Genomic DNA, 22,723 nt, shown 5'->3' with positions numbered 1-22,723 from the left:
GCCAACTTACCGGAAATAGTACTAAAAACAGTACATTATAAAGAGCATATAATTGGGGGTTAAATCAAAAAAAGAACAGTTTACAAAACTATAAAAATTCAAAGCACCTGGCTTAAAGAAGCACTTTAACCAAAGTAAACAACAAAAAAAGAAAGTTAAGAATAAACAAACTATCTCAATATATAAATAAATTTCTTTAATTTATATATCCGCAACAAATCAGAAATGTATTAATCTTGCTGACAAGCGCATTTTTTCATTTTAAATAAATTAATTGGTATAAGAGTTGGAATAAAAAAATTGAATATAATCAACAAATTTTATAATCTAATTTCTTACTTATGATCAGTAATTCCTTCCCATACCAGATTAATGACCACAAGGCTTCTTTAAGAACTTTTGCATTGAATTTTACAAAAAACATTGACGATGCTGATGACTTAGTTCAGGAAACATTATTAAAAGCTATTCGTTACTCAAAACTTTATGTTGAAGGCACGAATTTGAAAGGTTGGTTATATACAATCATGAGAAATACTTTTATAAATGACTATAGAAGGATGGTAAAACAACGCAGCATTATAGACACTACCGAAGAAATCAATTCTGCTCAATTATACAAAAGCGCTTCGCATAACCAAGCCAATAATAAATTTATTAGTGACGATGTGAACAAAGCACTTTCAATGTTAAGTGCTGAATATTACACTCCTTTTATTAAATATTTTGAAGGTTATAAATATCATGAAATAGCTGAGACACTGAACATACCTATTGGTACGGTGAAAACCAGAATTCATGTTGCACGTCAGTTATTGAAAAGTAACCTGAAAATTTACAATCAGGAATTTAAAAAAACAAATAAGTATAATTAATCTAAATCCCGGTCGATTACATATACAAAATTGAGCTTTGGAGCTTCACCGAAATAGGTGACTTGCTCCTCAGCTATTTTAACTGCTCCAATACGGCCAATAGCGATTTGAGAACGGATGTTCTCTGCGCCAATATGGAACTGAACCTTTGATACAAACTGAAATATATAATCCAGCATCATTTTTTTCACAGAAAGATTGATGCCCATTCCCCAATAAGCTGTACCATAGAACGTATAGCCAATAAAAATATCCTTCTCGTCATAGTCATAGAACCTGGTGCTGCCCATCACTTTCCCGGTAACCTGATCGATGATTTTAAATGCGCCTCCACTCTTTATGGCACCATCAAAAAAGTTTTGGAATACTTCCTTCTTCCAGCGATCCTTATTAGGATGTTGTTCCCATATCTTTGGATCGGACGCTACAGCGTATAATTCTTCGAAATCGGTTTCCTTCAGCGGTAAGAGTGCGACACGTTCATTCACTAACTGTGGTTGGATGCTAAAATTCATAAGGCAGGAGTTAATATCTTTTTCATCATGATATCTGTTTGCTCATCATTCCCCATTTTGAAAATACGTTTATCAAAAGCAACGAATCCGTTCTTTTCATAAAATCTGATGGCTCGTGGGTTTTCTTCCCATACGCCGAGCCATAAATAGGCTTTATCTTGAAGTATGGCTATTTCCAGGGCCTTATCATAAAGCAATTGACCAACCATTTTACCGTGATGGCTGCTCTTAACATAAATGCGTTCGATTTCCAAAGCGGTATCATCCTGCAATTCCTTTTGTGTTTTTCCCGTATTTACTTTTAAGTACCCTACAGTATTTTCATCGTCCCATGCTACAAAGAACATAGAATCTGGATTAGCTAATTCGGCCCTTATCTTTTTTTCAGTGAAACTCTCTTCCAGATAGCTAGTCATATCGGCTTCGGTTGTACTGTATGCAAACGAATCCAAAAAAGTTTGTCGTCCTATAACTTGTATAATTTTAAAATCTTCCGGGGATGCTTGAGTGATTTTGATTTGATTCATCTTATATTTTTCTGATATAGTCTGCAATTGCTTTTTCTGAGCTGACATCGCTTTTTTCTAAATGTACAGCTATCCTTTCCCGTTCCATCTCAGTTTTATTCTGGCTGATTTTTTTCTGTCCTTGTAAGTCGGTCACCTCTAAATCAAACACTACGATTCCTCTGCTCATTCCCTTTTTAAACTTTTCTGCCAGTTTGTTCCATTGTCCCAGGTAACCAGGCTCGTAAAACAGGATCATATTTTCCAATGCTTTAATTTTCTCATTTTCATCCTTAACAATTTTCGCCTTTCCATAAGCATGTACAGCTACATAATCCCAGGTAGGTACACTCTCCACCTTATCATAATGAACTGGAGAAATATAAGCATGCGGCTCTGAGAAAATAACCAGGGAGGTATTCTCTTCGATATAGCCGGTCTGCTCATTAGCCAATGCAAAATGCGCGCTCAACACCAAACTACCAGCATTCTTTGTAATCAAGAATGGAAGCTGCGTAGCGACTGGAAGATCTCCCTTAGTAGTCACCATAGTTGCAAAACTATACTGTTTCATGAAGGCAATCTTTTCTGCCTCCTCTTCAATCTCAAATTGCTTAGGTATATACATGATTTCTATCCAAATAACTGATTAATGATCTGATTAAACAAAAGTATCTTACAATTGGCTTATCTTAGTAGTCCAATTACAAGATAATGAATAGTCCGATTATCAATCAACTCTTTGCGGATCTATCCTTTGATCGTTCCGCCGGACGTGCCGTATATCTTCAGTTAGCAGATGCCCTCTTATCACTGATCCGGAGTGGCAAACTACGATCAGGCCAAAAAATTCCTGGTAGCCGTGAGCTCGCTCATCTTTTAAAAATCAATAGAATTACAGCAACTAAGGCTTACGAAGAACTGCAGATACAAGGCTGGCTTGAAAGTGCTGTAGGACGCGGCACTTTTGTTTCTGGTCATGTGGCAGACCACGCACCAGAAAAGCTAAAGTCAATCATATCCACTTCATCGAAGACTGCAGGCTTCACTTTTCAGTCCAGAGATTACCCTGATACTATTATAGAAACACATGTACCTGACCTTCATTTAGACGACGGTTACCCTGACCCCAGGCTTGCACCATTAAAGGAATTTTACCGTGCCTATCGCAACCAACTCACCAGAAGCGGATTGTATCCTAAATTTGGTAATTACGGAAATCCTGCCGGCCCTTACCCTTATCGACAAGCAATAGCTGAATATCTCAATACGACAAGAGGACTCAAAACCACTCCCGAAAACATTCTTTCAGTACGAGGCACCTTAATGGGTATCAACCTGATTTGCAACGCCCTGATTAGCCCCGGCGACATTGTAGTTTCTGAAGTTCCCGGATGGAGACGCGCCGAACATAATTTTCTGCACGCAGGCGCAAAACTCATTAGAATCCCGGTAGACGAACATGGCTTAATGGTAGATGAACTCCGCAAAATCTGCACAAAACAAAAAATAAGATTGGTCTACGTCACCCCCCATCATCAATACCCTACCACAGTCTCCCTAAGAATTGACCGTAGATTAGAATTACTCAGACTCGCCAATGAATATGGCTTTATCATTTTTGAAGACGACTATGATTTTGACTTCCACTTCAAACACCGTCCACTCTTACCCTTGGCCAGCGCTGATGAAAACGGGATGGTCATTTATTGCGGCTCCTTTAGTAAAAGTTTCTCCCCAGCCTTTAGAATGGGTTATCTGGTAGCTGCCGAAAACGTCATTGAACACCTCGCTAAAGTCCGTATATTACTGGACCGGCAAGGCGATCACGTCCTGGACAGCGCAATGGCTGATTTATTAAATGACGGCACCATCCAACGCTACCTCAGAAAAACACTTTCAACCTACCAGGAACGACGCGATTTCTTTTGCAATTTGCTCAGTAATGAACTCAAAGAATCCATCAAATTTACTATTCCCGAAGGTGGAATGTCAGTATGGACAGCCTTTGACAAATCAATCAACCTGGAAGAACTCGCAAAAAAAGCTTACCGGGAAGGATTACTCTTATCTGATGGAAAAGCCCACAAATACCCCAACTACAACGCCAATGCCATTCGCTTAGGCTTTGCATCTTCCCCCAAAGAAGATCTGGTCAGAAGTGTAGAAATTATAAAAAGGTTGATTTCTTAAAGTGACACCACAAGCAAATCATAACGCAATCCATTAAGCTCATTATTCAATATCTGTAAAGTAATCAGCTCCTCCAAGCAATTATAAAACAATTAGCTTCTTCAGCAACTGTAAAGTAATCAGCTCGTCCAAACAATTACAAAACAATTAGCTTCTTCAGCAACTGTAAAGTAATCAGCTTCTCCAACAATTGTAAAGTAATCAGCTCCTTCAACAATTATAAAACAATTAGCTTCTTCAGCAGCTGTAAAGTAATCAGCTTCTCCAACAATTGTAAAACAATTAGCTTCTTCAGCAGCTGTAAAGTAATCAGCTCCTTCAACAATTATAAAACAATTAGCTTCTTCAGCAGCTGTAAAGTAATCAGCTCCTTCAACAATTATAAAACAATTAGCTTCTTCAGCAGCTGTAAAGTAATCAGCTCCTTCAACAATTTTCAAGTAACCAGCTCCTTCAACAATCCAAATAAACCATTGTCTAAACACAATATAAATGGTCCATCAACCCTATGGATAAAGAAAAAAAACCGCAACTGTATATGCAGACCTTACGCCTAATTCAGGCGTACCAGTCAAATATACAGTTGCCGTTTTTTTTTACCCAGGTGAAACAACCACATGTGCCATAACAATGGTAAACTCACTCCCTACCCCTACCACAGACCTCACCTTAATCTCCCCCTGATGCATCCCCACAATCTTTTCCGTCAGCGACAGCCCGATCCCATTCCCCGCACTAAACCCTTTATTCTTTCCCCTGTAAAAAGCAGAAAATATACTATCAATCTCATCAGCCTCAATCCCTATCCCCGAATCCTTAAACCCAAGTATAACCGACCCCTTATCAAAATTGATACTCACTATACACCTGTGATCAGCAGAAAACTTACACGCATTCTCCATCAGGTTGATAAACGCCACCTTCAGCAAATACTCATTTCCCCTGACAGAAATCTCATTGTCATCATCAATCTCCTTATCAAAGATAATATCAATCTTATAATCTTCAAATCCTTTAAGAACAGCTTCCCTTGCATCCATCAACAACTCATCCGTCCTTAAAACCTTCATACTTACCGTAGTCTGGTCATAACTCGCTTTCGCTAAATCAAGCAAACCATTAGATAACCTCACTAACCTTTGCGCATCACTCAGCGACAACCTGATCACCTCCTTATACTCCGCAACGCTGCGTTCCCTGATTAAAGCCAGCTGAAGCTCCCCGACAATCGTTGCCAGCGGAGTTCTCAACTCATGAGAAATATTACTTACAAAACTCTTCTGACCATCAAAAGACTGCTCCAGTCTATCCAGCATATTATTAAAAGTAATAGCTAGCTCACCAATCTCATCCCGCTCATTTTTGACATGTACTCGTTTATATAAATTCGTCGCAGTAATCTCTTCTACCTTATCCACAATCTCTGCAACCGGATTTAACGCCTTTCCTACAAAATAATAACCCGCAGCAATCGTCAAACTGATAATAATGATAAAAGAAATAATCAAAGTATACTTAAATTCTTCCAAACGGGTCAGTCCATACTTATCATTTGCAGCCGCAGTAATCACATAAGTTTTCCCTTTATGCAAATACAAAAGTCCTACAACCTGCAAAGACCCCTGCTCAAAAGTTATTTCTTTCTGAAGGATGATCTGGTTAATCATCTGTTTTGTCTCTTTAACCTTATCAATCTGCACAGCATCATGATACAGCAGATTAAACGAAGTATCATAAACAGCAACCTCTTCCTCAAATAAAGAGTTAATAGAATTCTTATAAATCAACTGCAATACCGTTGGAGGAACTTTCGCATCAAAAAGCAAATTTGCTTTCGTAATTGCCTCTCTCTTAAGATGCTTATAATATTGATCCTTTCTGCTCTGCGCTGTAGAAATATAGATAAACACCGCAAATGCCAAAAGCAAAGCACCAAAAAGTGTCAAAAACAATAACAAAAGTTTCGCTCTTATTTTCATCCCTCTTTAAATATAAAACCCATTCCCGGTTTAGTATGAATCAGTTTCACCTCGTAATTCTTATCTATCTTTTTCCTTAAATAATTGATATATACATCAATGAAGTTCGTTCCTGAATCAAAAGTATCCCAAACCTTCTCCGCAATTTCTGTTCTTGACAAAACCCTTTCAGAATTTCCCATCATATATTCAAGCAAGCGAAACTCTTTAGGCGTAAGATCTATCGGTACGTCATTCCTTTTAACTAATTTGGTTTCCAAATTCATTTCCAGATCTGCAAAACGCAAAATAAATCCCTGGCTGAAAGTATTATTCTGTGTCTGGTTCCTTTTAATTAAAGCACGTATCCTGGCATGCAATTCTCTGAAATCAAAAGGCTTAACCAGATAATCATCTGCACCTGCGTCAAACCCTTCAACTTTATCATCCGTAGTCCCCAAAGCAGTCAGCATAATGATAGGAATATCTGGCCGGGCAATACGCACCTCTTTACAAAGATCAATACCATTGATCTTTGGGAGAATCAAATCCATGAGAATCAGGTCGTATGTTTTTGTTAAAGCCAGCCTCTTCCCCATTTCTCCATCAAAGGCAAGTGTGATATGAAACCCAAGTTCTTCCAACCCCTTTTTGATCAGTTCAGCTACTCTTTGTTCATCTTCTATAACCAGTATGTCCATTACACTATAATTAAACAACAAATGTGAACATTATTTTTTAGAGCCTGTTCAAAATTCATGGGTTTAAGCTTCTTTTTACGATAACTGCTTTAACTCTGTTTCTTCCCTTGAATAATATCAATCAGATATTATCATTTGATCATTTTACGCGTAAATAAAACGGTTTTTCAACCGCAATAACAGCAAAAGATAAACTCTTCATTAATATGCTATTAACAATAAGTAACGAACCTGTTGCTAAAGACGCATTTAGCATCAGAAAAAACCGCAAAAGTTTAAATACACATAATACTAAATTGGTTTAGTTTTAATAAACAAAGTTTAGTATTGCTGTGTGAAATCAAAACACATAACAACCTAAATCCACATCAATGAAACAGCTTTACAAGCAATTAAAACAGGTAATAACTGTTGTGTTATTTTTGCTTGCCCCGATGACCTTAGCGGCGCAAATTAAAATATCCGGTACAGTTAGTGACGAAACCAAACAATCCTTACCGGGGGTAAGTGTTTTGGTTGATGGTACCAAACAAGGTACAGTAACAGACATGAATGGCCACTTTCTCTTCACAGCAAAAAAAGGGCAAACGGTATCCTTTCAATATCTTGGATACGAAAAAACACAAATCATTATTGGTGACGAAACTATCATTAACGTAGTGCTAAAAGGTGATAGCAAAGCACTCTCTGAAGTTGTGGTTACCGCTTTAGGTATCAAGAAAGACACCAAAAGAATCGGTTATGCTTTACAGACCGTTGACGGTGACGATTTGCTAAAAGCACGTGACCCGAATCCAATCGGTGGTTTAATAGGAAAAGTGGCCGGTTTATCTGTTGGTCCTTCTCCAGAGGTATTGAGAGAGCCGAACGTAATGATCCGCGGTGATAAGTTAACCTTATATGTGATTGACGGATTTCCTATCAATACTGATACCTGGAATATCAGCCCTGACGATATTGAAACTTATACTGTATTAAAAGGCCCTGCAGCTGCTGCCTTATACGGTAGCCGTGCGGTAAATGGTGCAATATTGATTACTACTAAAAAAGGTGATAAGAATAAAAAAGGACTGACTGTTGATTTTAACAGCAGCACCGTTATCAATAGTGGATTTTTGACTTTTCCTCGTATACAGAATTCATATGGCGCTGGTGAAAACACACAGTATGTATTCGTAGATGGTAAAGGTGGAGCACCAGGTGGTGTGGATGGAGATTACGACGTTTGGGGTCCTTATTTTGCCGGACAGCTAATCCCTCAGTATGACAGCCCGGTAATTAATGGCGTAAGACAAGCAACTCCATATACAGCCAGAGGTAAAAACAATTTAAAGAACTTCTTGAAAACTGGATATCAAACCAACAATAACGTTTCTTTAAGTGCTAACGGGGAGACTTATACGACCAGATTTTCGGTTTCACAATCAAAGCAATCAAGTTACATCCCAAATAGCGGACTTAACATTGTCAATTTCAACATGTATGGTTCATTCAATCCATCTCCAAGGCTGAAAATTGAAGGTAACCTTGATTTTAACAGGCAGTTTACCAATAACTTTCCTGATGCAGATTACGGACCCTCAAGTTTAATCTACAGTACAGCAATCTGGACTGGCGCAGACTGGGATGTAAATGCACCGGACATTAAAGCAATCTGGCAACCGGGTAAGGAAGGAGTTCAATCGCAGTTTGCGGAATATCAACGTTACCATAACCCTTATCTGATGACAGAAAAGTGGTTGCGCGGACATTACAAAAATGATGTTTACGGTTATCTTTCTGCAAATTTCAAAATTGATAACCATTTAAACGCAACACTTCGCTCTCAATTTGATACGTACAGCATTTTACGTACAGAAAAACTTCCATTCTCAGCTCACCCTTATGGACGTGAAGGAAATCAAGGTGACTATCGTGAAGACAGACGTAATTTATTTGAAAACAACAATGAGTTGTTATTAAATTTCAATTATAACGTTAAAAACTTTGTCAACCTTTCTGGTTTGGTCGGAACAAATCTGCGTACCTTATCTTACAATTCAAGCTGGACATCTACTGATTACCTGAATGTTCCTGAAGTTTATTCTTTTAGTAACTCTAAAAACCCAGTACAGTCTACGAGTTTCAACTCAAGCATGATGGTACTGAGTGGTTATTTCTCATTGGATGCAGCTTTCGGTAAATATGCAACCCTATCAACAACGAGCAGAATTGATAAGTCTTCTGCTTTCCAGACGCCGACAACTTATTATTACCCAAGTGTATCATTGGCAACTGTAATTTCTGACTATATCAAAATGCCAGATCTTATTTCATTCCTGAAAGCAAGAGCATCATTTTCCAATGTACGTACAGATGCAACCAGTGCAAGTATAGGCCCTGCTCCTTTCAGCTCAATCACAGCATTTGGCGGACAAACAGGATCTAACCTGACAAACAATCCACTAGGTTATGGCAATACTTATATGTCTCCTTATAACGGACCAAACTATTCCTTAAATACAGCCTTTAATATCAATAAACCATATAACAATCAAGCTGCCGGTTATGGCCCTGATTATTTATATCAAAATGGTATTAAAACTACCACCCGCGTAAATTACGAGGAAGGTTTTGACATCAAATTCTTAGGAAACAGATTGGGTTTAAGTGCTACGGCTTTCCAGTACATAGATGGACCTCAGGTTTTAGCGAACCAGATTTCTACTGCCACTGGCTATAATATACTATATCTGAATGCTTTAAAAACGAAAAAGACTGGTTATGAAGTTTCTCTGAGCGGCACACCAATTAAAGATATGGGTGGTTTTGGCTGGGATGTTTTGGTCAACTGGTCAACTTACAAGCGTGTTTACAAAGAACTTCCTAAAGGACAGGATACTTATCAGACTTTTTTCAAAGAAGGAGATCGTACAGATAAATTGTATGGAACTGCTTTCGTAAGAACGAAAGACGGACAGATTATTAATGATGCAGCTGGAAAGCCATTGGTTAATGGTGGTGCGAATCAATACCTGGGAAACTTGAACTCTGATTATTCATGGAGTATATATAACAAATTTCATTACAAAAGCTGGAGTTTAGGTGTCCAGTTTGATGGTAGTGTGGGCGGAAAAACTATTGACTACATGCATAACAAAACTATGCGTGGTGGTTCAAATATCGAAACTGCTCAAGGCGCTTTAGGTGATGCACGTTACCAGGATTGGGCTAATTATGGCAAGAAAGGATATAATGGTACTTATGTTGGTGAAGGTGTAGTGATTTCTAATGGCGCATCTATCAACTATGATTCTAAAACTGGTGCGATCCTGAATTACGGCGACCTTGCTTTTGCGCCAAATACAAATAAGGTATTTGTTCAGGATTACGTAAGTAAGTATTATAATTTCGATGAGGCCAATCTGATGAGTAAAACTTTCGCGAAACTCCGCGAGGTTACGCTTGGATTCGAACTTCCTAAGAAATTACTTGCGGGTACCTTCATTCAAAAAGCTTCTTTCTCTTTGGTAGGCCGTAATTTATTATACTTCTATAAAGACAAAAGGTTTAAGGATGTTGATTTAGATCAGTACAACGGAGAAACTCCTCTAACTGGCTTACAATCACCAACGGTACGTAGTTATGGATTCAACATTAACGTTACATTATAATTTCCAATATGAAACCATCATGATTTTTCAAATCACACAACGAAATGAACCGGGCCTGCGAGCTCCTGAACACTAGAATCAAATCGATACTGGTGAAAAATATAAAATCATGATAGCTTCATCACCGTTAAACCACGAAATGCTCTTAAGTTCAATTAAAAAACAATAAAGGCTTCGAAAAAAAACAATTATATACAGATGAAAAAAATATTCAAACTTTATTCTTTGCTACCTCTTTTACTTGTGGTTACCATCTCGGGCTGCAAGAAGGACTTCGAAGAAAAAACGATCAATAATAATAAACCAACTGCGGTACAAGCTTCTTTACTATTAAATGGAATCTTAACGGGCAATGGCCTTGTCGAAGGCCCCGATGGTTCTAAAGAAACAAATAGTCAGTATTACCTGAATAATTATGATTACTATGGCAATAACCGCTATGATTTCAAATATGGTGATGATTATTATACGGTCTTAAAAAACGTTGTTGAAATGGAAAAACAGGCTGCCAAGACCGGTGCTGCTGTTAATTCTTATGCTGCGCTTGGTAAGTTCTTTAAGGCTTATCTGTTCACTAAAATGAGTATGGAAATGGGAGATATTCCAATGACTGATGCGCTGGCCGGAATAGCAAACCTTACTCCTGCTTATGATACACAGAAAAATGTGATGTTACAGTCTTTGGCACTATTAGAAAGTGCGAACACAGATTTAACAACTTTAATTGCAGCAAAAGAGAATATACTTGCCGGAGATATCTTTTTTAACGGCGACTTACTAAAATGGCAAAAACTTGTCAATACTTTTAGAATCCGTCTGTTGATCCAGCTTAGTAAAAGAGCTGACGACGATACACAGCTAAATGTAAAAAAACAATTCTCTGATATTATCAGTAATAAAACCAAGTATCCTATCATGGAAAGTGCTGCTGATAACATGCAATATGTTTATATATCTCCGACGAACTATTATCCACAAACCCCTGATAACTTTGGACAGAGCGGATCGAGAAAAAACACTTCGTCCACTTATATCAGCCTGTTAACAAAATTAAAAGATCCAAGGGTATTTGTAACTGCCGAACCTTCTCGTTACCAGGTTGATTCTTTAAAACTTAGTCCTGCAGATTTTTCTTCTTTTATTGGTGCTGATGCAGGACAAGATCTTGGTATTATGTATAACAATGCAGGTTTACAGAAGTATTCATTCTTAAATAGAAAGCGTTACTATTCAACCTATACAGGTGAGCCGAGTATTCAGGTTGGCTATGCTGAGCTGATGTTCAATATTGCTGAAGGCATTTACCGCGGATGGGCTGCTGGTGACGCCGAGAGTTATTATACTGCAGGTATTAAAAGTTCTATGGATTCTTATAAAATCCCTACAGGCACAGGAACATTTACTGCTTATTTCTATCGCCCCGGCTCAACAAACGTTGCTTTACCTGCCAACTATGATACTTATCCTATCAATGTAAATTGGGATACTTACTATAATCAGCCTGCTGTAAAGTATAATACAGCAAATGCGCTTACACAAATTGTACAGCAAAAGTATCTGGCTTTATTCCGTCATTCGGGACTGGAGTCTTATTTTACTTATCGCCGTACAGGCATCCCTACTTTCACCACTGGTCCGGGTACTGGAAATGGTGGACGCATTGCAAGCCGCTTTCAGTACCACGAATATGAACGCACTGCAAATGCTGCAAATTATCAAATTGCAATACAGAGCCAGTATGGTGGCAATGATGATATCAATGGTATCATGTATATTTTGAAATAGTCTTAGTGATTGTTTAATATAGTTTACATTTTTATTTTGAAAGGCGGAATAATTCCGCCTTTCTGATTTTCAATGCATTAGACTTATACAGATAAATAAACCAATATTTTAAATGAAATTATTTTCAGATTTAATTGCATGTTAACATTTAATTTCTATCTTTGCACCTCCTTAAACAAAGGGAATTAATTGATTCCGTAGCTCAGCTGGTAGAGCATTACACTTTTAATGTAGTGGTCCTGGGTTCGAATCCCAGCGGGATCACGAAAGGCGCAAGAAATTGCGCCTTTTCTGTTTAAAATGTATTTTAAAAGGCGTTTTAAGAAAAATAATAAGTCATTTCATAGCAAAGAAAATCAATCTGATTGGTGCCCTATATGGTGCCCAATTGTATTTGGTAAATTTGGGCACCAGTTATCCTTGCCTCAATTTGAGCCATTCCTTAAAGCAACAATTTGTTTACTGGATTTATCCAGGCTTAACTAAATGTTTTACATAACAGATTGAAAAATGAAAAGCAACCAAACATTAACCATTCTTTTTTGGCATCGTAAATCAAAGAAAGATGCTAACGGCCTCGCTCCTATTATTTGCAGAATATCAATTGACGGAATGGACGAAGAATTGTCCACCGGTAGGAAAGCACACATTGACCATTGGGATAATACAACCAAAAGAGTCACAACAGGACAACACGCTAAAATGACTAATTCCTTAATCAACCGTATGCAAGCTGATTTAGAACGTTATTTTACAGTGCTACAATCAAATTTTGATGTTGTCACCCCCTTAAAACTAAAAAATATCTACAGGAACCTGCCTCATGATCATAGAAAAGGGCAAACCACAAATACCACTAAGAAAAAGATAAGTCTATTGGAACTTGCTGATCTTCAAATTAAAGAGTTTTCTGATTTGGTAGAAAAGAAGCTGAGATCTCCGGAAACACTAAAACAATGGAAAGCCACAAAAAACAAGATTACCGAATTTCTTTTATATCAATATAAGATTAAGGATATGGAACTAGTTGATATTAACTATTCCTTTGCTCAGAATTTTTTAACCTTTCTTACCGTCAAACGAACTCCAGCGCTTGGGGAAGCTTCTGCAATGAAACAAATCAAGAATACCAAACAGATGCTTAAACTCGCAGAAACAAGTGCCTGGATAACAAAGAATCCCATTGAAAAATTCAGGTGTGGTGCTGATGAACCTGAAATTCAGCCATTGGAAATATCAGAAGTTGAAAATATTTGGCATCATAAACTGACGATTGAAAGACTCGATAAAGTTAGAGACGCATTTATATTTCAATGTTTTACCGGATTTGCTTATCAGGATATATATAACTTATCTCCACTACATATTGTAACCGTTGGTACCGCACATGAAAAATGGCTCATTAAAGAGCGTGGGAAAACGAAGGTGACAGAGATGGTTCCTATTCTGCCTATTGTTGAACAGATCATTAAAAAATACAGCAACGACTCTTACTGTAAAATTAACAACCGTCTGATTCCAGTAAATAGCAATTATCGCTATAATTGCTACCTCAAAGAGCTGTCTGATATTTGTGGATTATCAAGAGAATTAAACAGTCATTTGGCAAGGCATACTTTCGCTGATTTGATGTTGAACGTTCTCGATTTCCCATTGGAAGATGTTAGTAAAATGCTGGGTCACAAAAATGTAAGAACAACTCAAAGATATGCTAGAGTCAAGAAAAGCAGGATATCGAAGAAAATGCACATAGCCAAAGAAATTTTATTTGACTCTAATGGCCTTCTAAAAGGGAAAAACATAGTAACATTATTTAGTAAGTAATACCGCGAAATTACTGCGCAGAATGTTGACCTATGTAGAGGGGAAATAATGTTGTTCATTATTTCCCCTTATCAATTTTATATTAAGCACCCATGAGCGAAAATACTTTGAACACCTGGAGCATTTTTTATACTATTGAATTGAATATTTAAGTGCTATAGGTCTTATAAAATAAGTTATTGAGGTTAGAAGTCAGATAAAGAAATATTTATAAAAAATCACCCTTAGCAGATTACTATTAACCTACATTTTCATATTTCCCATATCCATTTGGTCACTTCCATTTTTAAATATTGCCTCGCTATTTAACAGATAAGCTCCACTGATTACAATAACATCACCTACATTTAACCCGGATAGAACAGCTACATAACTTTGATTACCTGTACCCAACATGACCATTTTAGGCGAAAAGCTGTTATCTGAATTTTTAACCCAAACCCTACTGCCCTTTCCGTCAGTTAAAATAGCTGAAGTTGAAACAGCTAAACTGTTTTTTTGTTCACTTGCTATTGAAATGTAGGCCAGCATTCCTGGTCTGATCAGGCTTTGATCATTGGAAATACTTACCCTAATTAATGCCACCTTCGACTCTCCCGATAATTCAGGGTTCATAAAATCTATCTTGCCTGTAATACGCTGGCCACCTAAGTCTGGCAGTAAAACGCTAACCAAATCATTTAGATGATAGTTTGACGTTTCACCCGCATACAATTGGGCCTCAACCCACAAAGCATTGATGTTCTGAGTTTTCAAAATCGGCATTCCCTCACTCACATAATCTCCTTCGTGTACTGCGATTTCACTAACCGTTCCATTAATCCCGCTTGCAATTGTGACACTTGGAGACACCTTTCCAGAAGCCGCTAAACTCTGGATTTGTGAACTTGACATCCCCCATAATCGTAGTTTATTTTCGGCTGCACCGATTAATTGTTTATAATCTATATCTGGATTGTTCAGCATTTTTTGCTGCTGTCTTGCTAATAAGTATTCCTTTTCAGCTTCCAGCAGGTCTTCGCTATAGATCCTATAAACTGGCTGACCTACAGAAATTTTCTCACCAATTGTTCGTACAAAAAGCTGTTCAATTCGACCAGAATTTCTGGCACTTAACTGCTCTGCCTTATTCTCATTAGTTGTTACTGTCCCAGTCAATGTTTTTTCATTCCCAATATTCTCTTCACGCACAGTGTCAGTACGAATACCAGCTAGTTGAAGTTGTGATGCTGTCAGAGTTATTTTACCTGCTTCCATCCCTTGGTTTTTCCCCGTAGTTTCCACTTTGATCAAAGTCATATGACAGATGGGGCAATTCCCCGGATGATCCAGATGAATCTGTGGGTGCATAGAGCAGGTATAGTAAGTTTTGCCTTCCATTTTGCTCACAGGTTGCATCTTCTGTTTACAAGCGGTGAATAAAGTAACTGACAGTAACAAAACCAGTAAAAAGCATCCGGTTATCTTCCAGCCAACTCGTCCGTTAATTATATTTTTCATCATTTTTAGTTTTAATAAAACCCTCACTATCCAATAAATAATGGGCATCAATAGCAAGGCTATCCGCAGAAGATATTCCTTTAATGATATTCACCCGCTCACCCATTTGTATTCCTGTTGTCACCTCTTGTACCTGATAATGATTTCCTTTCTTTAACCAAACTACCTTAGTCCGGCCAAGGTCAAGCACAGCCGATTTTGGCACCCATAGTCCACTAGCTGTTCCAGTTTGTATCACCGCATGCACAATACTGTTGACCTTAAGATCATGTTGCATATTGTCTATATAAACCCGGATACTTGTCCGCTTATCACCCTCGTGTAAAATAGGCTCAATAAAATTCACCTTTCCATCTATCTTTTTACCGGGCAAATCTGGTAAGGTAAGCTCAACCTTTTGGTTCAGCTTCAACCTTGAAACAGATGAAGGCTCAATTTTAACCACGGCCCACAAATGATGTGGGTCAACTACATTAAAGATATTCTGTCCTTTTTCAATATACATTCCTTCACGGACGGTTAATGGAGCATTTTTCAGCACACTCGATTCTGGTTTTGAATTAACAGCTCCTGCCATTTGGCTATGTGGCATATCATGCACATGACCTTCATAGGGACTGTAAACTGGTAAGCTGTAAAATAACTTTCCTGTTTTTAGAACCTCATTGATCTGCGCACTGGTCATACCGAGCAATACTAATTTCTGCTTTGCGGCATTAATTAACCCCACTTCTCCTGACGAATTCTTAACCACATAGAGTAAGTCCTGCTGTGCGGTTAACATTTCGGGGCTATAAATGTCAAAAATACGTTCCCCTTTATGTATCATCTGGAAGGCATACTTTATATATAATTTTTCAATCCTACCGGAAAACCGGGCAGCTATATTATTGAAAGTACGCGTATCGAAATCAAGATATCCATCTCCTTGTATCCTTACCAAACTTTGTTTTTCTTCAGTTTGAATGACACCTATAGAGGCGATAACTGAAGAATTAATCGGCTCTAACACCGTATTCAGACTAATACCTGCTCCCTCACTGGCCTGACCAGATTTCTTAACCAAAGTCATTCCACATATCGGACATGCTCCCGGATGATCTTCCATAATTTGTGGGTGCATGGGACACGTATATTTTGTTTCACCTTTCGCTTGTTGGGATTCAGGAGCCTTCTTAGTTTGTATACAGCTTCCCAATAATAGAATCAGGAAGAAAGAACCTACTAAGGTGATCAGGCTAATATTTTTCATTTTCTCTTTCATAATTTACTTGTAATTGTAAAAGTTCCCCTAATCGGTCTAATGCTTCCATTCTAGCCATTTTTAAGGCTTTTAATCCTTCCAAAACGACCTGCATCTCTCCTGTATTCTGTTCATAGGCGAGCAGAGATGTTTTATAATTATTCTGCAAAGCAGGAATGATATTTTGATTATAGTTCTTTAGCAGGATTTTTTTACTTTTAATCGCGGATCTTAACCCCGCAAGATTTCCTTCTACCTGATTGATCAAGTCTAATTTTTTCTGCTTCAGCTCCTCTACTTCGTAGCTAATTCCTTTAAGGTTCGCTTTATATTCTTTAGAAGACCAGGAGAAAACAGGAATGGTAACTGAACCCATTAAAATATATTGATTAGCCATTCCACCATAACTGAACATATGTGCGGCTTGCAAACCAAAATCAGGTTTTCGTTTACTGTATTCCATTTTAGCATTCAAGGCTTGTAAGTTGATATTTTGGTTAATACCTTTAATATCACTCCGAACTGCCACTAACATTGCTGTATCTGTTACTGATGTTTCATAATCCTTTACCATCAAAGTGGTATCGACGCTAAAGTCTATCTGCTTATCTCTGCTCATCAGGATATTCAATAGAATACGTTGTTGTTTGAGATCATTATTGAACTGTTCCTGACCATTATCCAGCTCATACAGATCAGCCTTGGCTTTGTAAATATTATTCAGCTTTTCTTTTCCATAAGTCAGTCTGATATTTGCACTTTTGAGCATATACTCAAGTAAACCTTTCGTGCTCGCTAACAATGTACGTTTCCGCTCTATGATGCCCATATTGTAATAATATCCCTTAGCTTGAGCTGCCAACTGATTTTTCATATAGTTCTTATCTTCAGCAGTTACTTTAGACATCCCGTTCATATAATCCTGTTTCGCCCTTAACTTGGCAGGATTGGTAAACATTTGTTCCGCGCTGATCATAAAGGAGCCCGTATTAGGAGTTAAGCTGTATGGGGTTTGATACTGACCTGCACTGATCTGCGGAGCGGGCAGACTTTTAGCTCCTTTTGCATAGGCATTTTGCGCCCCAATCTTAGCATCGTAAGCTTGCAGTCCCGGATTCAATCCAAGCCTGACCAGCACACTATCCAGAGGTAAGACTTCCGTCTGTGCTTTGGAAGACTCTGCCCCTATGATCAAAATGAGCAAGATGAATATAATTTGATTGATCGTTTTCATTTTCTTTATTCTTTTACGTCCAGCACTTCCAGTTTGCCGTATTTTTTTAGTTCGTATTCCTTGACCATTAAAAAGATGAGCGGGGTGACCAGTAGAATGTGAGTAGATGAGGTCAATACCCCACCAATCATAGGCAACACAATGGGTTGCATCACATCACTGCCTGTGCCCGTTGACCAAAGTACTGGGACCAGCCCAAATAAAGCTACGCTGACCGTCATCAGTTTTGGTCTTAACCTTTTAATGGCACCATTCATCACATGAACACGCAGGTCTTCCCTGGTAATAGTTTCGTTTGAATTACCTTTTAATGCCACTAGTTGTGCCATTGCATCGTTCAGGTAAATGACCATCACAATTCCAGTTTCCACGGCAATACCAAACAAGGCTACAAAACCAACTGCAACAGCTACAGATAAGTGCACGCCAAAGAAATAGACCATATATGCCCCACCAATCAACGCAAAGGGAATAGAGATCAGACTAAAAAATGCTTCCCGGATAGAGTGAAAAGCGAAGTACAGGCAAGCGAAAATAATCAGCAGCACAATAGGGAGGATCAGTTTAAGTGTCCGTTCTGCCCGGATCAGGTTTTCGTACTGTCCACTCCATTCCATAAAATAACCTTTAGGTAGAGTTTTGACCATACTATTTAACTTGTCTTGTGCTTCTTTGACAGTACTTCCTAAATCGCGGTCACGAACGTTAAACAATACCGTTCCTCTTAACAGCGCATTTTCAGATTGAATCATAGCAGGGCCATCACTAATCTTGATATCCGCTACGGAGGATAATGGAATGGGTCCGTTAGCAGGAGTTTGCACCAAAGTCCGCTTGATCTGATCAAGGTTATTGCGATAATCCTGCGCCAAACGCAGATTTACGCTAAACCTTCTTCTACCTTCAATAGTTGGGGTAATATTCATTCCTCCAAGCGCACTTTCTACCACCTGGTTTACATCATCAACGCTCAATCCGTAACGGCCAATCGCTTCTTTATTCACCTTTATATCCAAATACTTGCCTCCGGTAATGGGATCTACATAAAGATCCTTGACCCCGTTAATTCCTTGTAAAGCTTGTTTCATCCGACTGGATAAAGCATAAATTGTATCCAGATTTTGCCCATAGACTTTTAAACCGACATCTGTCCTGATTCCAGTGGACAGCATGTTGATGCGGTTGATAATAGGCTGTGTCCAGCCATTAACCACTCCCGGTATTTGAAGTTTGGCATTCAGTTCGTTAACGATATCTTCTTTTTTTATCCCCTTACGCCACTCATCTTTTGGTTTCAGCAAAATAATAGTCTCTACCATACTGATCGGCGAATTATCTGTCGCCGTATTAGCCCTTCCTGCTTTACCCAATACATTTTTAACTTCCGGTACACTTTTAATGATCCGGTCTTGCACCTGCAAAAGCTGCTTGGCCTGTGCATTAGAAACATCGGGTAAAGTAACTGGCATAAATAGGATCGTTCCTTCATCCAGTGGCGGCATAAACTCACTGCCCAGACTTAACAATAAGGGCACACTAATCAGCAAAGCCAAAAGGTTAATGCCAATGGTGGTTTTACGCCAATGGATACACCAGTTAAGAACTGGTCGGTATACCCGCTCCATAAAACGGTTCAAGGGATTATGATCATCGGTTCTTAATTTCCCTTTTAAAAAGAAGGAGATTAATACCGGAGCAAGCGTAACAGCGAGGATGGCATCTATAGCTAGTATAAATGATTTTGTCCAGGCCAAGGGGCCAAACAATTTACCTTCCTGTCCTTCCAGTAAAAATACGGGAAGGAAAGAAGCCACTATGATTAGCGTAGAAAAAAATACGCCCCTGCCTACCTGTTTACAGGAAGCTTCTATAATTTTGATTCTTTCAGCAGTCGTCATGATTTTTCTTTTTCTTGTGCAATTGCCAAATTGCGATGTGAATTTTCGACCATTACTATTCCATTATCTACAATAACTCCGATGGCCAAAGCAATCCCGGTCAGGGACATAATATTAGAAGATATGCCAAAGGCATTGAGCAGGATAAAACTTGCCGCAATAGTAATTGGGATTTGAATAATAATACTGAGCGCACTTCTCCAACTAAATAAAAACAGGATCACAATAACAGATACTGTGATCATTTCCTCGATCAGCGTATGCTTAACAGAGCCAATCGCACTCTCAATCAGCTCACTTCGATCATAGGCAATTTTGAATTTCACCCCGGGTGGAAGTCCCTTTTGAATATCGGCCATTTTATCCTTCACCGCATGGATTGCCTTATCTGCATTTTCCCCATACCGCATCACCACTATCCCTCCTACAGCCTCACCTTCACCGTTCTGATCAAAAATACCCAGCCGCAAATCGCCACCCATTTGTACCGTTGCGATATCTTTGATTTTGATAGAAACTGTATTGATGGTACTTATAGAGATATTTTCTACATCTTGCAGGTTTTTGATATACCCCAAACCACGAACGATGTACCCTGTTCCATTCATCTCAAATTTTCTCCCACCAACATCGTTATTGTTACTTTTAACCGCTTTAAGCACCTGACTTAAAGGAATGTTATAATAGTTGAGCTTATGGGGATCAATGTTGATCTGGTACTGTTTTTCAAAGCCACCAAAGGACGCCACTTCACTCACTCCTGGTACTGTCTGCAAACCTAGTTTTACATACCAATCCTGTAACGCACGTTGTTCGCCCAAATCAATGCCTTTAGCATCCAGCGTATACCATAGAATATGACCAACCCCAGTTCCATCTGGACCAAGCGTTGGCGTAATACCTTCAGGTAATAACCGCTGCGCATAGTTTAATCTTTCCAGTACTCTGCTTCGTGCCCAGTAAACATCAGCTTTGTCATCAAAAACGATGTAAACAAAACTCATCCCGAACATAGAGGTTGCCCGTATTGCTTTTACTTTAGGTATACCCTGCAAATTGCTGACGAGAGGATAAGTGACCTGATCTTCCATGATCTGTGGGCTACGTCCCTGCCATTCCGTAAAAACAATAACTTGGTTTTCCGACAGATCTGGAATTGCATCAATGGGATTTTCCCGCACAGCATAACTGCCCCAGGCAAAAAGAATCACTGCTGCAATGAGTACGATATACCTGTTCTTTAAAGACAGGGAAATTAATTTGTTAATCATCTTAATACAATTAAGTGGGGCAGATAATACTACCCCACTGTAAAATTTACATTTTCATTTTCCCCATTGAAGGTTTGACTTTTGCAGTGGTTTTTTTAATCAGTGTCATACCACATTTAGGACACTTACCAGGTTTGTTACTGATTACCTCAGGATGCATTGTACAAGTATATTGAACAGGTATTTTTGCTTTCTTCAACTTCACAATATCTAAACCTGGTTTTGTCTGACCGGATACGGAGAATACAGTAAATCCTGATAAGATTACTGCAAAGAAAATTGATGTTACTTTTTTCATTGTTTTTAATTTAAAATGATCAATTAATGTATTAAGAGTAAGGACTTTAATTATCCGTAGATGTTTTTACAACAATTTAACTAAAAGATGATTAATCCGAAACATATGATGATAATTATCATATTTCGTTAGATCATCATCTGTTTGAAAATTAGCATCTATAACTTCAAATGCAGGTTGGTCTTTGAAAACGTTTTTAAGATGATGTAAGGACAGCGGATAAACCTCACCATTTACTCCGTCACTAAAATAGTAACGCACCAAAGGTTTGAAGCCTGTCTGTTTATTTCCAGGTTGCTGACGTTCGTAAATGACTATTCTGCCATTTTCCAGTATTTTATATTTTGCACTATTGCTTTTATAAAATCTGTAATCATTACCGTCTTTATCTCTATAACCGTATATACTATCCTTAGAAAATTGATAATTTTTCCCCTCATGACTGAGGGTCAGTGTTTTTCCACCAAAAAAATCATTTAAGCGGAATTTGTTACTTGTTGACTGATCACTAGCCAGATGTAATTGATTGTGTTTATAATCAAATGCAGTAAGATAAATTCCACTTTTGGGGTCGTTTGTTGCTGCATTTAAAGGTGTAGCCTGCGCAAATGTTTTTAATAAAAACAAGGCAAGCAAGATCATTGAAAATTTTAAAGTTTTCATTTTTTTAAATCTTGTATATGAAAAGAAAATTAAAAATTAATTATTACCAGAAGAGTAAGTAATAATAGTTAAGACACCATGAAATAGTGCTTAAATGCTTTGGGGAAGCATGATCAGATTCTGTAGATGCAGTTAAAAATATAAATGGGAACGCTCCCATGTGAAGGAGGTGCATTGGTTGGATTCGCGATGGAAACTCGCTCAAGAATAGTTACTACCGGCCCCTGATAAAAAATGACAGGTGTCGGTACATGCAGATCAGTAAAGTACTTAGCAGGGCTGCTAAATTCATCTGCTGCAATGTGTGTATCCTTTACCTTTAAATTATGAAATTGATTTTTACAGCATCCTCCTTTTTCATTTCCTTTGCTACATTTTTCACTTAGATCTTCTTTAAGTGTAAATGACACTGATTTTAGCTGCCCACAGCAATAAAACTGTTTTATACTAAAACCAAAACTGGCAGTAGTATATATGAGTAACAGAAATATGGACAATATCTTTTTCATTTCCGAAGTAAAGCTATTGAAATTTCATTGAACAACTATTACATAATTAAGGAATAAACTTACATAATTACGATTGGATGACTATTGATATCTGGAG

19 protein-coding genes and 1 tRNA gene are annotated in these 22,723 nt (G+C 38.1%); 6 read left to right on the top strand and 14 right to left on the bottom strand.

Annotated features, from left to right (window positions below):
- Nucleotides 1-341: 341 nt before the first annotated feature.
- Entirely contained in the window at nt 342-875 is a 534-nt protein-coding gene (locus ABIB30_RS21945; RefSeq protein WP_354305194.1) for an RNA polymerase sigma factor, read from the top strand.
- Here the strand turns inward: ABIB30_RS21945 and ABIB30_RS21940 are convergent.
- The 3 genes from ABIB30_RS21940 to ABIB30_RS21930 are packed head-to-tail and all read right to left on the bottom strand — an operon-like array spanning nt 872 to nt 2,524.
- Entirely contained in the window at nt 872-1,390 is a 519-nt protein-coding gene (locus ABIB30_RS21940; protein WP_354305193.1) for a GNAT family N-acetyltransferase, read from the bottom strand. The genes ABIB30_RS21945 and ABIB30_RS21940 overlap by 4 nt on opposite strands.
- Entirely contained in the window at nt 1,387-1,917 is a 531-nt protein-coding gene (locus tag ABIB30_RS21935) for a GNAT family N-acetyltransferase (protein ID WP_354305192.1), read from the bottom strand. Before ABIB30_RS21935 ends, ABIB30_RS21940 begins: the two co-directional genes overlap by 4 nt.
- A 1-nt stretch (nt 1,918) precedes the next feature.
- Nucleotides 1,919-2,524, bottom strand: coding sequence for an FMN-binding negative transcriptional regulator (locus ABIB30_RS21930; protein WP_354305191.1), 606 nt, complete (start codon nt 2,522-2,524; stop codon nt 1,919-1,921).
- Between the two features lie 86 nt (nt 2,525-2,610).
- On the opposite strand from ABIB30_RS21930, the gene pdxR reads away from it, so the two are divergent.
- A complete protein-coding gene (gene pdxR / locus ABIB30_RS21925) occupies nt 2,611-4,089 on the top strand; it encodes a MocR-like pyridoxine biosynthesis transcription factor PdxR (protein ID WP_354305190.1) in 1,479 nt (492 codons plus the stop codon).
- Between the two features lie 119 nt (nt 4,090-4,208).
- Here the strand turns inward: pdxR and ABIB30_RS21920 are convergent, their stop codons facing one another.
- The 3 genes from ABIB30_RS21920 to ABIB30_RS21910 all read right to left on the bottom strand — a co-directional run bounded on the left by ABIB30_RS21920 (nt 4,209) and on the right by ABIB30_RS21910 (nt 6,748).
- Nucleotides 4,209-4,574, bottom strand: a complete 366-nt coding sequence (locus ABIB30_RS21920) for a hypothetical protein (RefSeq protein WP_354305189.1) — start codon at nt 4,572-4,574, stop codon at nt 4,209-4,211.
- 111 nt (nt 4,575-4,685) lie between these two features.
- A complete protein-coding gene (locus tag ABIB30_RS21915) occupies nt 4,686-6,068 on the bottom strand; it encodes a sensor histidine kinase (RefSeq protein ID WP_354305188.1) in 1,383 nt (460 codons plus the stop codon).
- Nucleotides 6,065-6,748, bottom strand: a complete 684-nt coding sequence (locus tag ABIB30_RS21910) for a response regulator transcription factor (protein ID WP_068397433.1) — start codon at nt 6,746-6,748, stop codon at nt 6,065-6,067. The genes ABIB30_RS21915 and ABIB30_RS21910 overlap by 4 nt, the downstream gene beginning before the upstream one ends.
- Before the next feature lie 371 nt (nt 6,749-7,119).
- On the opposite strand from ABIB30_RS21910, the gene ABIB30_RS21905 reads away from it, so the two are divergent.
- From ABIB30_RS21905 to ABIB30_RS21890, 4 genes are all read left to right on the top strand, one after another.
- Nucleotides 7,120-10,401 carry a SusC/RagA family TonB-linked outer membrane protein gene (locus ABIB30_RS21905; RefSeq protein ID WP_354305187.1) on the top strand — a complete coding sequence of 1,094 codons (3,282 nt, stop codon included), beginning with the start codon at nt 7,120-7,122 and terminating at the stop codon, nt 10,399-10,401.
- Between the two features lie 198 nt (nt 10,402-10,599).
- Entirely contained in the window at nt 10,600-12,186 is a 1,587-nt protein-coding gene (locus tag ABIB30_RS21900) for a SusD/RagB family nutrient-binding outer membrane lipoprotein (protein ID WP_354305186.1), read from the top strand.
- Nucleotides 12,187-12,377: 191 nt separating this feature from the next.
- Nucleotides 12,378-12,450 (top strand) — tRNA-Lys (locus ABIB30_RS21895).
- A gap of 246 nt (nt 12,451-12,696) precedes the next feature.
- Nucleotides 12,697-14,010, top strand: a complete 1,314-nt coding sequence (locus tag ABIB30_RS21890) for a site-specific integrase (protein WP_354305185.1) — start codon at nt 12,697-12,699, stop codon at nt 14,008-14,010.
- 243 nt (nt 14,011-14,253) lie between these two features.
- Here the strand turns inward: ABIB30_RS21890 and ABIB30_RS21885 are convergent, their stop codons facing one another.
- From ABIB30_RS21885 to ABIB30_RS21850, 8 genes are all read right to left on the bottom strand, one after another.
- Nucleotides 14,254-15,513 (bottom strand): efflux RND transporter periplasmic adaptor subunit, encoded by a 1,260-nt coding sequence (locus tag ABIB30_RS21885; protein ID WP_354305184.1) that lies wholly within the window; start codon nt 15,511-15,513, stop codon nt 14,254-14,256.
- The gene (locus ABIB30_RS21880) at nt 15,494-16,774 is read right to left on the bottom strand and encodes a heavy metal-binding domain-containing protein (RefSeq protein ID WP_354305183.1); all 1,281 of its coding nucleotides are present in this window, start codon (nt 16,772-16,774) and stop codon (nt 15,494-15,496) included. Before ABIB30_RS21880 ends, ABIB30_RS21885 begins: the two co-directional genes overlap by 20 nt.
- The gene (locus ABIB30_RS21875; protein WP_354305182.1) at nt 16,749-17,987 is read right to left on the bottom strand and encodes a TolC family protein; all 1,239 of its coding nucleotides are present in this window, start codon (nt 17,985-17,987) and stop codon (nt 16,749-16,751) included. The genes ABIB30_RS21880 and ABIB30_RS21875 overlap by 26 nt, the downstream gene beginning before the upstream one ends.
- Before the next feature lie 5 nt (nt 17,988-17,992).
- Nucleotides 17,993-19,885: an efflux RND transporter permease subunit gene (locus ABIB30_RS21870; RefSeq protein ID WP_354305181.1), complete on the bottom strand. Its 1,893-nt coding sequence runs from the start codon at nt 19,883-19,885 to the stop codon at nt 17,993-17,995.
- The gene (locus tag ABIB30_RS21865) at nt 19,882-21,156 is read right to left on the bottom strand and encodes an efflux RND transporter permease subunit (RefSeq protein ID WP_354305180.1); all 1,275 of its coding nucleotides are present in this window, start codon (nt 21,154-21,156) and stop codon (nt 19,882-19,884) included. Before ABIB30_RS21865 ends, ABIB30_RS21870 begins: the two co-directional genes overlap by 4 nt.
- A 46-nt stretch (nt 21,157-21,202) precedes the next feature.
- Nucleotides 21,203-21,454: a heavy metal-binding domain-containing protein gene (locus ABIB30_RS21860; protein ID WP_354305179.1), complete on the bottom strand. Its 252-nt coding sequence runs from the start codon at nt 21,452-21,454 to the stop codon at nt 21,203-21,205.
- 66 nt (nt 21,455-21,520) lie between these two features.
- Nucleotides 21,521-22,117: a hypothetical protein gene (locus tag ABIB30_RS21855; RefSeq protein ID WP_354305178.1), complete on the bottom strand. Its 597-nt coding sequence runs from the start codon at nt 22,115-22,117 to the stop codon at nt 21,521-21,523.
- Nucleotides 22,118-22,230: 113 nt separating this feature from the next.
- On the bottom strand, nt 22,231-22,626 hold the full coding sequence (locus ABIB30_RS21850; protein WP_502931099.1) for an HYC_CC_PP family protein: 396 nt from the start codon (nt 22,624-22,626) through the stop codon (nt 22,231-22,233).
- Nucleotides 22,627-22,723: the final 97 nt, after the last annotated feature.

The organism is Pedobacter sp. UYP1, from assembly GCF_040547305.1.
Lineage (GTDB): Bacteria > Bacteroidota > Bacteroidia > Sphingobacteriales > Sphingobacteriaceae > Pedobacter.
This window is presented reverse-complemented; position numbering and strand designations above follow the sequence as displayed.

Bases quoted from the DNA above. Each gene is read 5' to 3' on its own strand.
- ABIB30_RS21945 (WP_354305194.1), top strand. From the start codon at position 342: ATGATCAGTAATTCCTTCCCATACCAGATTAATGACCACAAGGCTTCT.
- ABIB30_RS21940 (WP_354305193.1), bottom strand. From the start codon at position 1,390: ATGAATTTTAGCATCCAACCACAGTTAGTGAATGAACGTGTCGCACTC.
- ABIB30_RS21935 (WP_354305192.1), bottom strand. From the start codon at position 1,917: ATGAATCAAATCAAAATCACTCAAGCATCCCCGGAAGATTTTAAAATT.
- ABIB30_RS21930 (WP_354305191.1), bottom strand. From the start codon at position 2,524: ATGTATATACCTAAGCAATTTGAGATTGAAGAGGAGGCAGAAAAGATT.
- pdxR (WP_354305190.1), top strand. From the start codon at position 2,611: ATGAATAGTCCGATTATCAATCAACTCTTTGCGGATCTATCCTTTGAT.
- ABIB30_RS21915 (WP_354305188.1), bottom strand. From the start codon at position 6,068: ATGAAAATAAGAGCGAAACTTTTGTTATTGTTTTTGACACTTTTTGGT.
- ABIB30_RS21910 (WP_068397433.1), bottom strand. From the start codon at position 6,748: ATGGACATACTGGTTATAGAAGATGAACAAAGAGTAGCTGAACTGATC.
- ABIB30_RS21905 (WP_354305187.1), top strand. From the start codon at position 7,120: ATGAAACAGCTTTACAAGCAATTAAAACAGGTAATAACTGTTGTGTTA.
- ABIB30_RS21900 (WP_354305186.1), top strand. From the start codon at position 10,600: ATGAAAAAAATATTCAAACTTTATTCTTTGCTACCTCTTTTACTTGTG.
- ABIB30_RS21890 (WP_354305185.1), top strand. From the start codon at position 12,697: ATGAAAAGCAACCAAACATTAACCATTCTTTTTTGGCATCGTAAATCA.
- ABIB30_RS21885 (WP_354305184.1), bottom strand. From the start codon at position 15,513: ATGATGAAAAATATAATTAACGGACGAGTTGGCTGGAAGATAACCGGA.
- ABIB30_RS21880 (WP_354305183.1), bottom strand. From the start codon at position 16,774: ATGAAAGAGAAAATGAAAAATATTAGCCTGATCACCTTAGTAGGTTCT.
- ABIB30_RS21875 (WP_354305182.1), bottom strand. From the start codon at position 17,987: ATGAAAACGATCAATCAAATTATATTCATCTTGCTCATTTTGATCATA.
- ABIB30_RS21870 (WP_354305181.1), bottom strand. From the start codon at position 19,885: ATGACGACTGCTGAAAGAATCAAAATTATAGAAGCTTCCTGTAAACAG.
- ABIB30_RS21865 (WP_354305180.1), bottom strand. From the start codon at position 21,156: ATGATTAACAAATTAATTTCCCTGTCTTTAAAGAACAGGTATATCGTA.
- ABIB30_RS21860 (WP_354305179.1), bottom strand. From the start codon at position 21,454: ATGAAAAAAGTAACATCAATTTTCTTTGCAGTAATCTTATCAGGATTT.
- ABIB30_RS21855 (WP_354305178.1), bottom strand. From the start codon at position 22,117: ATGAAAACTTTAAAATTTTCAATGATCTTGCTTGCCTTGTTTTTATTA.
- ABIB30_RS21850 (WP_502931099.1), bottom strand. From the start codon at position 22,626: ATGAAAAAGATATTGTCCATATTTCTGTTACTCATATATACTACTGCC.